Source organism: Microbulbifer epialgicus (assembly GCF_041447265.1).
Classification (GTDB): domain Bacteria; phylum Pseudomonadota; class Gammaproteobacteria; order Pseudomonadales; family Cellvibrionaceae; genus Microbulbifer; species Microbulbifer epialgicus.
This window is the reverse complement of the sequence record NZ_JBGMEK010000019.1, coordinates 43,276-56,837: the sequence shown is the minus strand read 5'-3', so window position 1 is coordinate 56,837 and position 13,562 is coordinate 43,276. Positions and strand designations below refer to the sequence as shown.

13 protein-coding genes are annotated in these 13,562 nt (G+C 53.0%); 11 read left to right on the top strand and 2 right to left on the bottom strand.

The window, feature by feature from the left end:
- Window positions 1-82 precede the first annotated feature (82 nt).
- From ACCI49_RS10600 to yjgA, 11 genes are all read left to right on the top strand, one after another.
- Entirely contained in the window at window positions 83-589 is a 507-nt protein-coding gene (locus ACCI49_RS10600; RefSeq protein ID WP_371838953.1) for a KdsC family phosphatase, read from the top strand.
- The gene (gene lptC, locus ACCI49_RS10595) at window positions 589-1,155 is read left to right on the top strand and encodes an LPS export ABC transporter periplasmic protein LptC (protein WP_371838931.1); all 567 of its coding nucleotides are present in this window, start codon (window positions 589-591) and stop codon (window positions 1,153-1,155) included. Before ACCI49_RS10600 ends, lptC begins: the two co-directional genes overlap by 1 nt.
- Window positions 1,142-1,666 (top strand): lipopolysaccharide transport periplasmic protein LptA, encoded by a 525-nt coding sequence (gene lptA / locus ACCI49_RS10590; protein ID WP_371838930.1) that lies wholly within the window; start codon window positions 1,142-1,144, stop codon window positions 1,664-1,666. Before lptC ends, lptA begins: the two co-directional genes overlap by 14 nt.
- 95 nt (window positions 1,667-1,761) lie before the next feature.
- Window positions 1,762-2,487, top strand: coding sequence for an LPS export ABC transporter ATP-binding protein (gene lptB, locus ACCI49_RS10585; protein ID WP_371838929.1), 726 nt, complete (start codon window positions 1,762-1,764; stop codon window positions 2,485-2,487).
- Window positions 2,488-2,682: 195 nt separating this feature from the next.
- Complete coding sequence (locus ACCI49_RS10580; RefSeq protein WP_371838928.1) at window positions 2,683-4,143, top strand: RNA polymerase factor sigma-54; 1,461 nt, start codon at window positions 2,683-2,685, stop codon at window positions 4,141-4,143.
- A gap of 186 nt (window positions 4,144-4,329) precedes the next feature.
- On the top strand, window positions 4,330-4,620 hold the full coding sequence (hpf, locus tag ACCI49_RS10575) for a ribosome hibernation-promoting factor, HPF/YfiA family (protein ID WP_371838927.1): 291 nt from the start codon (window positions 4,330-4,332) through the stop codon (window positions 4,618-4,620).
- A gap of 3 nt (window positions 4,621-4,623) precedes the next feature.
- The gene (gene ptsN, locus ACCI49_RS10570) at window positions 4,624-5,085 is read left to right on the top strand and encodes a PTS IIA-like nitrogen regulatory protein PtsN (RefSeq protein WP_371838926.1); all 462 of its coding nucleotides are present in this window, start codon (window positions 4,624-4,626) and stop codon (window positions 5,083-5,085) included.
- A gap of 133 nt (window positions 5,086-5,218) precedes the next feature.
- Entirely contained in the window at window positions 5,219-6,079 is an 861-nt protein-coding gene (gene rapZ / locus ACCI49_RS10565) for an RNase adapter RapZ (protein WP_371838925.1), read from the top strand.
- Window positions 6,080-6,103: 24 nt separating this feature from the next.
- Complete coding sequence (locus ACCI49_RS10560) at window positions 6,104-6,373, top strand: HPr family phosphocarrier protein (protein WP_371838924.1); 270 nt, start codon at window positions 6,104-6,106, stop codon at window positions 6,371-6,373.
- A gap of 109 nt (window positions 6,374-6,482) precedes the next feature.
- Window positions 6,483-7,850, top strand: coding sequence for a magnesium transporter (gene mgtE, locus ACCI49_RS10555; protein ID WP_371838923.1), 1,368 nt, complete (start codon window positions 6,483-6,485; stop codon window positions 7,848-7,850).
- Between the two features lie 67 nt (window positions 7,851-7,917).
- Window positions 7,918-8,436: a ribosome biogenesis factor YjgA gene (yjgA, locus tag ACCI49_RS10550; RefSeq protein ID WP_371838922.1), complete on the top strand. Its 519-nt coding sequence runs from the start codon at window positions 7,918-7,920 to the stop codon at window positions 8,434-8,436.
- A gap of 199 nt (window positions 8,437-8,635) precedes the next feature.
- Here the strand turns inward: yjgA and msrB are convergent, their stop codons facing one another.
- Together msrB and ACCI49_RS10540 are read right to left on the bottom strand one after the other, a co-directional pair.
- Entirely contained in the window at window positions 8,636-9,169 is a 534-nt protein-coding gene (gene msrB / locus ACCI49_RS10545; RefSeq protein ID WP_371838921.1) for a peptide-methionine (R)-S-oxide reductase MsrB, read from the bottom strand.
- A gap of 114 nt (window positions 9,170-9,283) precedes the next feature.
- A complete protein-coding gene (locus ACCI49_RS10540) occupies window positions 9,284-13,519 on the bottom strand; it encodes a YhdP family protein (protein WP_371838920.1) in 4,236 nt (1,411 codons plus the stop codon).
- Window positions 13,520-13,562: the final 43 nt, after the last annotated feature.

The window sequence follows — 13,562 nt, the reverse complement described above, 5'->3', positions numbered from 1 at the left end:
TACCGAGCGGATTAGTACCGCCCACCAACAATATGTAAGGATTACCCTGGTGATTTCCGAAGAAGAATTAAATAGTGCGCTGATGAAAGTTCGTTGGCTGGTACTAGATGTAGATGGTGTGCTCACCGATGGCAAACTGTATTTCGATAATAGCGGAAATGAGCTAAAAACTTTCAATACGCTGGATGGACACGGTATCAAAATGCTGCAAAATTCTGGCGTTCAAGTAGCCATCATCACTGGCCGGCGCAGCAATGTAGTCGAGCGTCGGGCACACGACCTCGGAGTCAACAAACTGATCCAGGGCCGGGAAGATAAGTTTGCCGCCCTGCAGGAGCTTTTGACTGATGAGCCCTGCCGCCTGGAGGACATCGCCTACATAGGCGATGACTACCCAGATCTTCTGGTGATGACTCGTATAGGCTGCCCTATCGCCCCACCTAACGCCGCCGCCCCTGTGAGGGATCGCGCCCTTTGGATTACCAATACCCGCGGCGGGGAAGGCGCTGTAAGGGAAGTCTGTGATCGCATCATGCAAATTCAAGGCACTTTTGACGCTGCACTTGCTCCCTACATCGGAGAGCAGTAATGCGCACATGGTTACCGCTCTTATTGGTAGTAACACTAATCAGCGCAGGCCTTTGGTTTTCTGAGAGCCCGCCTGAGGAATTGCTGGGCATTCGACCGACCCCCCAACAGCATGACCAAGCTGCTGACTTGATCATTCGCGGTGCCAAGACACGCCATTTCAATGAAGATGGAAATCTGGCCTATCGAGTGGATGCGGAACAAATCACTTATTACCAGTTCAAGCTTCGGGACAGGGCCGAGCTGACAGAACCTCGCATGCTCTTTTATCAAGATGACCAACCCAAATGGCGCACAGAATCCAGGCAAGGGGTGGCATACAACCGCGGGGAGCGCCTTGTTTTAAGTGGCGATGTAGAAATTGATGAACTCCCCACTCCGGGAGGCATCAAACTACAAACGTCCAGTATTACCATACTGCCGGATAAGGAATTCGCCGAAACGGACAAAGTTGTTACTATTAGCTCCGGCCCTAACCGCACTATCGGGAAGGGTATGCGTGTGTACCTGAATGAAGATCGGGTGGAAATCCTATCCGATGTAAAGAGTAACTATGACCCTGACTAAATTATTTCACTTTGTAGTAAGGACTTTCGCTCTCACTACTTTGCTGACCCTAACCTCGGTAGCAAATGCACTACCTGAAGACCGCCAACAGCGTATTAATATCAGCTCTGACGCTATGAATGCCGGTTTAAGCAGCAACCTGGTCGTTTACAACCATAACGTAGTAATAACCCAGGGATCCCTGAAAATAGAAGCCGATCGGGTTGAAGTTTACTTCACGCCTGACAAAGAGATCAGTCGTGTCATAGCCTTAGGAAAACCTGCACGTTTTCAACAAAAAATACTGGAAGGGGAAAATCCAATTAAAGCCCATGCCCAGAAAATTGAATATGCAGTCAGCTCTGAACAACTCCAGCTTACCGGCAAGGCCTACGTAGACCGGGATGGCAATACTTTAACTGCTGAAAGAATTGACTACGATCTGACCACGGAGCAAATGAGCGCCGAGGGACAAGCGGGTAAACGGATAGAAATGATCTGGCAGCCGGAGAAGAAAGAAGGCAGCCAATAAGCCCAAGGGCACTCAAGTAGCACTCAACAACAGATAAAATTCGTACCTGTGGGCACTGCTTGTTCCCGCGGCATGACTAGATTTCGGTACACTCTATGCCAACGCTCAAGGCGTTACACCTAGCCAAGCAATACAAAAAGAGAAAAGTCGTCCAGGATGTATCTGTCTGCGTCTCCAGCGGCCAAGTAGTCGGCCTTTTGGGGCCCAACGGCGCGGGCAAAACCACCTGCTTTTACATGATTGCCGGCTTGGTACAAGCGGATGCCGGCCAAGTACTCATCGACGATGAGGATATCACGCACCTCTCAATGCACGGCCGCGCCCGCAAGGGAATTGGCTACCTCCCCCAAGAGGCCTCAGTATTTCGCCGCCTCTCGGTTCGGGACAACATCCTTGCCATTCTTGAGACCCGCAAAGACCTCACTCGCGCAGAGCGCCAACAACAGGCCCAAGAGTTACTCCAGGAATTTAACATTACCCACATTGAAAACAGCCTCGGTATGGCCCTTTCCGGGGGAGAGCGCCGCAGAGTTGAGATCGCAAGGGCCCTAGCCACCAACCCTAACTTTGTATTATTGGACGAGCCTTTCGCAGGTGTGGACCCAATCTCGGTCAACGACATCAAGGAAATTATTCGCCATCTGCGAGATCGCGGTATTGGTGTTCTCATTACCGACCACAATGTACGAGAAACCCTGGATATCTGTGAGACCGCCTACATCGTTAGTGAAGGACATATCATTGCAGCTGGCACACCAGATGCGGTGCTCGCCAACCAACAAGTTCGCGAAGTGTATTTGGGACATGAATTTACCATTTAGGGACAGGCCAATTCATTTGTCACCATTTACGCCAGTCCACAGCCATATCTGTCATAAATATTGAGGACATACACTAACTTGTTCCAATCTGACCGGCACGTTTATTGCTTGTAATACTCAAGGGGGCAGGGTAGTCTGCGCCATCTCAGGTTATTTAGATAAACCCCCTGTGGTATCAGTCTGCAGCACCTCAATATGAAGCAGTCTCTTCAGCTCAAGCTCGGCACCCAGCTGACCATGACCCCCCAGCTGCAACAGGCCATACGCCTGTTACAGCTGTCGACATTGGATTTGCAGCAAGAGATTCAATCCGCCCTTGATGGCAACCCTATGCTGGAAGCCGAAGCTGACGAAGCAGCACCTACAGCAAATGCCACAGAACCCCAAACTCAGCCCGAATCTATAGCCGAACCAGTCAATGCTTCCGAAGAGGCAATAGAGGAGCGGGAACTCGCAGAAGATGACTGGAACCAAAGCATCCCCGAAGAACTCCCCGTAGATTCCCGTTGGGATGATGTCTATACCAGTCACAGTGGAGGCACAGAGGGCGAGGAGGCCGGCTTTGAACGTCATTCCACGACTGACAGCCTACAGGATCATCTACGTTGGCAACTCAACTTGACCTCTCTATCCGATCTGGACAAATCAATCGGGGAGAGTCTGATCGACGGAATAGAGCCCAACGGCTTATTGAGCACTTCCATAGAGGAGATCTCCAGCTCCCTTCTGGTTGAGGAGGAAGAAGTTGTTGCAGTTTTGCGGGCCATCCAACAGTTTGAGCCTGCTGGCTGCGGCGCTCGCGACTTACAAGAGTGCCTGCTCCTGCAGTTACAGCAACTCCCCACTGAAACCCCCTGGATAAAACAAGCGCAAAATATTATCGAGCGCCACCTTGATCTGCTCGGCAAACGGGATTTCCGTCAGCTGAGCAGGCGCACCCGCCTGAATGAGGCCCAACTCGGCGAGGTTATTCGCCTGATCCAATCCTTGAACCCAAATCCAGGCGAAGGCTTTACAGAACAGGAGGCGGCCTATGTGATTCCGGACGTTATTGTATCCCGCAGGGGGTTAGGCTGGCAGGTAGATTTGAACCCGGAAATCACCCCCAAAATTCGGATCAACAGTCACTATGCCTCAATGGTCAAACGGGCAGATAATTCCAGGGACAATAACTTCCTCAGAGACCACCTACAGGAAGCGCGCTGGTTTTTGAAAAGCCTGCAGAGCCGCCACGATACGCTGCTCAAGGTAGCCAACTGTATCGTTGAGAAGCAACAGGGTTTTTTTGCGGAGGGCCCTGAGGCCATGCGTCCAATGGTGCTGGCGAACGTGGCTGAGGCCATAGGTATGCATGAATCCACCATTTCCAGGGTGACTACGCAAAAGTTCATGCTCACACCTCGCGGAGTCTTCGAGCTGAAATACTTCTTCTCAAGTCATGTGAGTACAGATTCCGGTGAGGACGCATCCTCGACCGCCATTCGCGCACTGATCCGCAAACTGATCGACACCGAGGCACCACGCAAACCCCTCTCCGATAACAAAATTACCCAGGAACTGGACAAGCAGGGTATCAAGGTGGCACGCCGTACTGTGGCGAAATACCGGGAATCGATGGGTATCCCCTCCTCCAGTGAGCGGAAGCGGTTAGTTTGAGCGCTGGCGCCTCTTTGTGACCGAGATAAAACCATAAGTCACAAACTGTCTGACGTCCCCAACCACCTATCTACAACCGAACTCCAAACTTTGAGTGTATCCTTCCATTCTGGCCTACTTCCTAGTAGGGTTGCGACCCAAAAGGGAAGCGCGCCGGTATGTGATGCACTCGATAAGGAGAAATCCATGCAGATCAACATTAGTGGCCACCACGTCGACGTTACCTCACCAATGCGCAATTACTGCGAAAACAAGCTGGAAAAACTCTCCCGGCACTATGACAACATTACCAACGCCCAGGTCATCCTGTCTGTTGAGAAATTGATTCAAAAGGCCGAAGCCCGAGTACATATTAACGGCCACGATCTCTGTGCCGGCTCGGAAGACAAGGATATGTACGCGGCCATTGATGCACTTACCGACAAGCTGGACCGCCAACTGAAAAAGCACAAAGAGAAGTTGCAGAACCACCGCTGAACTATGACACTGGAAGCTTTACTCTCTCCCCGCCTCAGCCTTTGCCACTTGGCGGGGAGCAGCAAAAAAAAATTACTGCTCAATATTGCCCAGGCTATTGCCGAACAATATCCGCAACACGACTCTGATACCATTTTCAACCAGCTGATCGCCCGCGAGCGCTTGGGGTCAACCGGGATTGGAGAGGGTGTCGCCATACCCCATTGTCGACTGCCCGGTTGTGAGCACCCTATTGGTGTAATCTGTACTATTGAGCCCGCCGTAGACTTCGATGCGATTGATCGCCAGCCAGTCGATTTACTATTTGCCTTGCTGGTCCCCGAGGATGCGGAGCAGCAGCACTTAGAAACTTTGGCCGAAATCGCCGCATTGTTTTCGGACGGCTTGGTAAGGGATAAATTGAGGCAGGCTAAGACCAGTGACGAACTCTATGCACTGGCCATAGACAGTGCCGCAGCAGCCTGAACCTTACCGAGGGCTTTACCGCGAACAAGACAGGAATAGATTTTAAATCTGGCGGCAATCCCTTTGCTGCCAGTATTATCGAAGCAAATATTCCAATAAATAGTGGTGTAAAGGCCTGATAAAGGGGATCCCCATGCGCTTGGTCATCATCAGCGGCCGCTCCGGCTCCGGTAAAAGCTCCGCCCTGCAACTATTGGAGGATGAGGGATTTAACTGTATCGACAACCTGCCTACCAGCCTGCTTCCCGAGTTGGTAAAACGGGTGAAAGAGCAACCCCCAGAAGAAAATACCCGCTTGGCATTGGGTGTAGACGCACGCAACCTGTGGCAGGACATCAAACAGGCCCCCCGGGTAATCGAATCTCTACGTGCCAGCGGCGTGCAGTGTGATGTGATTTTCCTTGATGCGCGCGAACCCGTACTGGTTCAGCGCTTTAGCGAAACTCGGCGCAAGCATCCCCTTAGCAATAATTGCACTCACCTACTCGAAGCCCTGAATCAGGAAAAAGAGCTACTCACTCCCATCTCCGCCATGGCGGATATAGTGATTGACACGAGCAACCTCAGCTTGCACGAACTTCGGGGCTTGGTAAAAAGCCGCGTAGTTGGCGAGCATTCCGAGGGTATGGCAATTCTGTTCCAGTCTTTCGGTTTCAAATATGGTGTCCCCGTAGACGCAGACCTGGTGTTTGACCTGCGCTGCCTGCCAAACCCTTACTGGGAGCCAACTCTAAGAAAGAAGACCGGCCTTGATCCGGAGGTTGCTGAATTTCTGCAGGCTCACCCTGAAACCGACAAAATGAAAGTGGATATCGCCAGCTTCCTTGAAAATTGGCTGCCCGCTTACCAGAAAAGCAATCGCAGCTATACCTGTATTTCTATTGGCTGCACCGGGGGGCGCCATCGCTCTGTCTATATGGTGGAAAAGCTGGCCAGTACTTTTTCAAAGCAATTCGACAATGTTCAAGTCCGCCACCGCGAGCAACAGAAATAGAACTCGATCAACAAAAAGACCTCCATGCAAAAACAGCGCCTGACTATTATCAACAAACTCGGCCTTCACGCTCGCGCTGCCAGCAAGTTTGCGCAAACTTCTGCACGTTTTACCTCTGATATTAAGGTGCGTTGCGAAGGTAAGTCAGTTGATGGCAAAAGTGTGATGGCACTAATGCTACTGGCCGCTGGCAAGGGTACTGAACTCGAGTTAGAGATAGAGGGGCGTGACGAGGACGATGCGCTGGGGGCAATCTCCAATCTGGTGTCAGACCGCTTCGGCGAAGCCGAGTAGTTTGCGAAGATAAACACCCCTGGATAGAGACCTGGCATAAGCATAAAATCGCCGCAGCTTCCCGGCGGCCATCGCCTCACCAATCACCACTAAGCAGTAAGGATTAGTCGTGTCCAGCCCACCCCAAGCCGAAATCAAGTTCCGCACCCAAAACCAGCTTAGTGAGCTGTTCGCCGCACTCGATAGTGGTACCGGGCAGGAAGTCCGGCGCATGCTCAAAACCCTCACCCCCCAGAGCATTGCGCAACTGCTGGAAAGCTCCCCTCCCCGAATTCGCCAGGTTCTATGGAATCTTATTGACCGGGATGTTGAAGGTGAAGTACTGCAGGAACTGACTGACGAGGTGCGCAGCCAGATCCTCGACACCATGGATACCGAGGAGATGGTGGAGATCATGGAGGGGCTCGATGCGGACGATATCGCCGATATCCTCCAGCAGCTCCCCGAGCGCGTCGTCTCAGAAGTCCTCTCTGCCATGACCGAAACCGACCGGCTTCGAGTGGAGAGTGTTCTCGCTTATGACGAGAACACCGCCGGCGGACTGATGGACACCAATACTATCTCGGTGCGTCCCAACCTGAGCCTTGACGTGGTTCTCCGTTACCTACGCCGCCATGAACAATTGCCGGAGTCCACAGATAGCCTCTTCGTGGTCAACCGTAAAGGACAATATATCGGGCTACTCCCCCTTTCCAAACTACTTACGACGGACCCGGCAGTCACCGTTCGCGAGGTCGTAAATACCGATGTGGAGCCCATCCCCGCCGATATGCGCGATACAGAAGTCGCCCGGCTATTCGAGAAGTACGATTGGATTACAGCGCCAGTGGTGGATGAGGACAACCGCCTGCTGGGGCGTATCACAATTGATGATATCGTAGACGTAATTCGAGAGGGCGCCGATCACTCGCTAATGAGCCTGGCCGGTCTCGACGAAGAGGAGGATACCTTTGCCCCGGTGCGTAGAACCGCTCGCAGACGAGCCCTGTGGCTAGGTATTAACCTACTCACCGCCCTGCTCGCTTCCTGGGTCATCAGTCTATTTCAGAATACTCTGGACAAGGTTGTGGCACTGGCCGTGCTAATGCCCATCGTTGCTAGTATGGGGGGAGTCGCAGGTAGCCAAACTCTTACCGTCGTCATCCGCGGCATGGCCCTCGGCCAGATTGGTAAAAGTAACCTGAGCTGGTTACTCTCCCGCGAGCTGGCTTCTGCCGCCTTAAATGCCCTACTCTGGGCCCTGGTAATGGGTGTAATCGCAGCCCTTTGGTTTAGCGATGTCACCATCGCCATTATTATTGTCGCAGCAATGGTCATAAACTTGATCACAGCAGCTCTTGCCGGTGCAATATTACCAGTTGCCCTGCGAGCTATGCGCATAGATCCCGCCCTGGCAGGAGGAGTAGCGCTCACAACAGTAACCGATGTTGTGGGGTTCATGTCATTCCTCGGCCTCGCCACCTGGCACTTTGGCTGAATCGAGAATTTAGCCTGGCGGTACAGCCGCAGGCACGAACAAAAACGGGGCTGCCCCAGCTAAATATATGGAATTCAAGATGTACGAGTACGACGACGAACCGCCAAAGAGCAAGACCCAGGTCAAAAAAGAGATGCACGAACTGCAAGAGCTGGGAAAGCGAGTTGCCGAGCTGTCCAAAGCCCAACTCGCCGAAGTGCCCCTGGATGAGGACCTGCGAGAAGCCATCGATACCTTCGGCCGCATCAAGTCCAATGAGGCCCGCCGCCGCCAAATGCAATATATCGGCAAGCTGATGCGCAACTCTGACCACGAGGCAATCGAAGCGGTCCTGCTTAAATTCAAAGAGCGTGATCAGCAGCACCTGCGCTTCGACAAAATGGCCGAGGACTGGCGCAAGCGCCTACTCGAAGAAGGCAACAGTGCCCAGGGTGCTTTTTTTGATCAGTACCCGCAGACAGACCACCAGCAGCTACGCCAGCTAGTTCGAGATTCCCAGCGCGAAATTAGAAACGGCAAGCCGCCCACAAATCAGCGCAAGCTATTTCGTTACTTGCGAGATTTTTTTATCCAGGAGTCGCAGTAACTCACCCACTGCAACGCTACTCTCAATGGCTTTATTCCGCTCTTTTAGTTGGCTTCAAAATAAAGCCTTTGCAGAAACAAAACCCGTACTGCAGTAACCACCTATGACTCCCCGAGCGTGACAGTTCCAAGTAGTTTTTAAACAGCCGACAGGAGAGTATTGGCAGCACTGTTCCTCCAGCGCTGCCACAGCAAACTCCCTACTTCTTTTTTACCTCTGCGGGTTCAAAATCCAGAGCAAGGGAGTTAAGGCAGTAGCGCAAATTAGTCGGTGCAGGGCCGTCTTTGAATACATGCCCCAGATGCTCACCACACTTGGACAATACTTCTGTGCGTCTCAGGCCCCAGCTGAAGTCGTCCTTCAATACAATATTTTGTGGGTAGGCCACATCCCAGAAGCTGGGCCAGCCGGTGCCTGACTCGTATTTGTGTGCAGAGCTGAAGACTGGCAGGCGACATCCAGCAGTGACATACACCCCCTCTTCCTTGTTGAAGAGTAGCTTGCCACTGAAAGCCCGTTCCGTATTCCCTTTCCAGAGAACCTTGTAACGATCTTCTGGCAGTATCTGTTTCCACACTGGCTTAGGGATCTGATCCAGGCCCCTACCTTCGGCAATACGCACCTTCGCCTCACCCACAGTCATGGCCTGAATTCTCTGGTCATCTGCTTCAGAACAGGCAGAAATCGCCAGGGCCGCCACGAGTAGGAAACCAGGTAATCTCGAACTCTCCATCTCCTAAACTCCCTTCTTCAGTGTGTAGCTATCACCTCAAGATTAGAGTGCCTGGAAAAGTGTCGGTTCAGATAGCTCACCCTCCTAGTACTGCAGAGACCTTCCCCCCAAGGATTAATGGCCTGCACTAACAGATGTTGGCGAAATTGGCTCACTAAAGTCAGTGCCAACTTGAGAACGGCTGTTATCTTTTTTCCTACTGGCGGCCCCCTGCCGCTCAGCGCCACCACCGTCAAAGAGTCTCTCAAAGCGCATTTGGGGGTCGGCCCAACCGCCGCTGATGCGGTAGCTGACGCTGGCCATTTTTTTCATCTGCTTTTTGAAGGCCTTACTGATAAGGTAAACCCCTGCTGCCGCGGGGAGCCCACCAGCCAATGCCGCCACCAAGGCAAGATTATTACTCACGGGCAAAGTCGCCACTAAGGTGAGGTCTAGATCCTCTCTCAGCAAGTTCACCCTGCCCGCCATCTGTAGCTCGCTGGTGGGCCCCTCAACCTGGATTGGCACCGCAATCAACAGCTGACCGTCCCCTTCAAAGACCACCTCTCCCCGAACACGATCAAAGGCCATGCCACTCTTATAGAGATCAGAAAAATCCAAACGCAAGCGCCGCGCCCAGGTATCAAAGTTAAACAGCGATAGCAGGCGTAAAACCGTAGATCCCGCCGCTCCCGTGGATCTCAGGAAGCGTCCATCCCTAATATCGATCTCCAGCTCCCCCGACAGCAGACTGCCCTTAACCAGGGCTGGAGAGCCATTCCAATGCAGGGCGGTATCGAAGCTCGCGGACTTGCTCTCGATCAGCGGCTCATGCCCCATTGAGCGCTGGATATCAGCGAGATCATCAGCGACCAGGCGGCCAATAAACTGGGAGGAATTTTTACCTTCAGCATCGCGCTTCCAGATTAGCTGGGCCCCCGGGCGCTTCTCCCCCTTGCCGCGTCCCTCCAAGCGGAAACCACGAATAGCGCCATGGATATTATCCAACACCAAACGCTCTTTGGATGGTCGCACATTGAAGGACCAACGTCCCAATTCCTCTTCGCCCAATTGCAGACTTTCGGTGCTGAAATCAATCACCGGCAGGCCCTGAAAATCGAAATCCGCCCAGGGGTCAGGGGCCTCCTCTGTAAAGGGTTCCAGAGCGAAGGGATCTTGCTGGAATTCCACTTTTTCCTCAGGAGACGGCAAGCGTAAATGGGCTAAATTCAGCTGTAGAGGTGCTTCGCCCCCCAAAATCCCACTCAACTTGCCCGCAACCATTTCGCTATCAAAATCCAGCTGCCATTTTGCTCCCTCACCCTGCCCAGTGATATGAATATGCTCAATATCAATAGCACCCAACTGAAGCCGGTCAGTACTGAGATCGAGGCTCACTGGCAATGGCTCTAGGGGGGCGGCAACTTCACCCTGATCATCAATGCTGGGCGATTGAGTGCGACTCACTATTGAAACCTGTTTATTTTCCGTTTCAACTGCAGACACCAATAGGTCACCAACTGCGGAAGGGATATCGTCCTGATACACTCGCAGTAGTTGCTCCCAGAGAGGCAAATCAATATTGGAAATATCACCAGTGATACTCAAGCCCCGTTCTGCGGGTAACTTGGCCTCGGCATTTAGAGCAATGGCAGCGCGCTCCAAAGCCCCCTGCACCAGCCAGAACTGCCCCTGCAAGTGCTCTCCATAGTCCAGATGGAATAAACTGCCCTGATCACCAATCGGTGCGCGCAACACAAAATTTGTCTTAACCTCAGCAGGCTTACCCAGTGGCTCAGGCAAGTTTACTGCGATACCTGCCAAACTGGACGTCAGCTCGAATACCGCCGCATAGGGGGCTTCTTTCGCTTTTGCCGGAATGGTGATCAACGCTTGGTAATCCAAAGCGCCATCCAGCCACTGCAATTCCGGTCGCTGGCTCCATTCATGGATAGACTCCGTAGCGGCGCTACCGTCTACAACTACCTGGGTATCCCGTAGAGCTCCCTTGCCAAAATGGCGAATATGTGCGGAAATCGGTCGTTCCCACAATTTACCAGTCACTTGAGTGCCAGTGAGACCTTCTGAGCTGTCATACACGATATCTCCCGACAGCTCCCGGGCATGTAGGCGCAGGTTTTGTAATTCAAGCTCCCCGCGGTTCAACTTCATTGCAACCCGCTGACTGGAAGCCACATCGCCTCCTCCGAGGGCTTGAATCAGGTTTAACTGCCCATTAATTTGCCCTCCCAGGCGCCACTCATCAAAGGTATTGCCCAGTTGTTGGCGCAGGGGGGACTCCCTCAACAGGCGCAAGCCATCGGCAGCGGGGCCTGAGAGCTGAGCCTGGACATCAAGCCGCGACCCTTTACCTGAAAGCGGTGAAATCCCGACAAAGATATCTCTGGCATCAATATTCCAAAGTTTGGCCCGCTCGGCACCGACTGATACTTTTCCATCATTAATAAGCAGGCGACCGTCTACAGCATTCGCCGAAGGCCAGTCATCGGCATATTTCAGGTTGGCATTGGCAAAATCCGCTGCCAACTGCACGGTTTGACGTTTTGGATGGGCACCCAGGACACGTAGCGATTTCTCTCTGCCATCTTGGCGATAGCTGCTACCACGATAGATAAATGCGGCAGTTTCCACTCGCCCAGAGTTGTTTATTCCCAGGCCTTCCTTTAACCACCTACGTAATTCTTCGCTGACGGTGGTAGGTACCAGCTGTTCTTGTGTCGTCACTAGGGCATCGCGCAAGGACAGAGCCAATAACAAATCCGCTGGTCGGCTTTGCGCAAGAACCGGCAGAGACAGAAAAAACTGCCCCTTGACCTCGCCGGTGGGACCATTTAATTGGAGGGGCCCGGAAAAGATGCTGACTTCGTTATTATCTTTGTCCAAATTCCAGGCCACCGTGCCGCTGGCCTTTTCAAATGAAAAGGAATTGCGGTACAAGTCGGGGAATTGAGCAGTTAGGGCCGTGTCATCCAGCTCGACGCGACCATTTGCCCCATCAAGCTCCAGATAGCCACTCAGGCCAGCAACTGCAGGAGCCCCCCGGAACGCCTCGGCACGAATATCATGCAGATTGGCTCTCAAACTGACCGAACCCGCGGGAGTTCGCAACAATTGTACCCGGCGCAACTGGCCTCCGGGATTCAGTGCCCGCAGCCAGTCATCTGCAGCGCCCTCCAACAGGTCCAGGCGTTTGAGAATATTGCTCCAACCAGACAAGTCGATGACATCGGCACTGAGCGACAGCCCCTGCTGATCGCTACTGACTTGCAGGTTCAGAGGGGGCATTTGCAGGTCTTGCCATTCAATCTCGATATCCTGTAAAGCCAAGCGCCAGCTCTCACCAGGCAACCAGCGCCCGGAAATATCACCAGAGAAGGCTCTTAGTGGCGCCATGAGATGATCGGCACCGACTGTGTCTCCCTGCTCGCTTTCCTTCCCTTCCAGGGCTTCCTCAAAGTTCTCCACCTGAGCAAGATCCACCTGTCCTGCTAGGCGATAGCCACTTTTGGCATCGTTATGAAGCCACAGCCGACCATCCGCCCATTTGCGGCCACTCCAGTGAAATTGATCTGGCAGGGGAGTCAGTTCATGCAAAAGAGAGACGATATCCTCGTCCAATAACAACTCGTTAAGTTGCATATAGCCGCGCAGAGAGAAATGCTTTTTATCCCGAGGGTTGCCGCGGCCTTCAAGTACAAATCGCAGAGTCTCGGAATGAACCTCCGCATTTTCCCCCTCCCGGGAGATAAAGGCGCGGGCAACAAGGCGATGAAAATCGCCCTGATTTTCCAACTGTACCTGCGGCAGGTTTACCTCAGCCAGCTTGTCATCCGGAAGCCGAACCTTAATTGTCGCATCCCGGATCTGGACTTTAGGGCTGAGTTGAAACAGGCGTGCCGGATCCGCTGCCTTCGGGTCTGCGACGATCCTGCCATCAGGTTTCAGGGAAATATCTGGAAAGCCATCCAGGCGCCAGTCTCCACGTACATTGCGACTGAGGCCGGCGGCAAAGTCGTGCATCTGCAGGTCTTTCCAAACCAGTTCGCGATTCCACAAGCTGGCCAAAAGATCCAGTTGAAACAGGCCATATCCCATACTCAGCTCGCCATTTTCGCCGAGGCGTAAGCCATCCAGTTGCAGAGCCACCTGCAAGGCCTCCCAACGCAGGGAGATCCGGTCCATCTGCACCGGCACACCCAGCTGACCGGAAAGCCACTGACTGATTTGCGGACGGTATTCCTCAACTTGTGGCGATAATAAACGGCCGGTTTGTACCAGGATCGCCAGGGCAATTACCAAGCTAACCGACAGCAGCCAAAACTTACGGGCGAACCAGCGCAATACAACCATTGTCACTGCCCCCAGGCCGCACAGCGACCGTAAACACCGCAGC

Bases quoted from the DNA above. Each gene is read 5' to 3' on its own strand.
- ACCI49_RS10600 (WP_371838953.1), top strand. From the start codon at position 83: ATGAAAGTTCGTTGGCTGGTACTAGATGTAGATGGTGTGCTCACCGAT.
- lptC (WP_371838931.1), top strand. From the start codon at position 589: ATGCGCACATGGTTACCGCTCTTATTGGTAGTAACACTAATCAGCGCA.
- lptA (WP_371838930.1), top strand. From the start codon at position 1,142: ATGACCCTGACTAAATTATTTCACTTTGTAGTAAGGACTTTCGCTCTC.
- lptB (WP_371838929.1), top strand. From the start codon at position 1,762: ATGCCAACGCTCAAGGCGTTACACCTAGCCAAGCAATACAAAAAGAGA.
- ACCI49_RS10580 (WP_371838928.1), top strand. From the start codon at position 2,683: ATGAAGCAGTCTCTTCAGCTCAAGCTCGGCACCCAGCTGACCATGACC.
- hpf (WP_371838927.1), top strand. From the start codon at position 4,330: ATGCAGATCAACATTAGTGGCCACCACGTCGACGTTACCTCACCAATG.
- ptsN (WP_371838926.1), top strand. From the start codon at position 4,624: ATGACACTGGAAGCTTTACTCTCTCCCCGCCTCAGCCTTTGCCACTTG.
- rapZ (WP_371838925.1), top strand. From the start codon at position 5,219: ATGCGCTTGGTCATCATCAGCGGCCGCTCCGGCTCCGGTAAAAGCTCC.
- ACCI49_RS10560 (WP_371838924.1), top strand. From the start codon at position 6,104: ATGCAAAAACAGCGCCTGACTATTATCAACAAACTCGGCCTTCACGCT.
- yjgA (WP_371838922.1), top strand. From the start codon at position 7,918: ATGGAATTCAAGATGTACGAGTACGACGACGAACCGCCAAAGAGCAAG.
- msrB (WP_371838921.1), bottom strand. From the start codon at position 9,169: ATGGAGAGTTCGAGATTACCTGGTTTCCTACTCGTGGCGGCCCTGGCG.
- ACCI49_RS10540 (WP_371838920.1), bottom strand. From the start codon at position 13,519: ATGGTTGTATTGCGCTGGTTCGCCCGTAAGTTTTGGCTGCTGTCGGTT.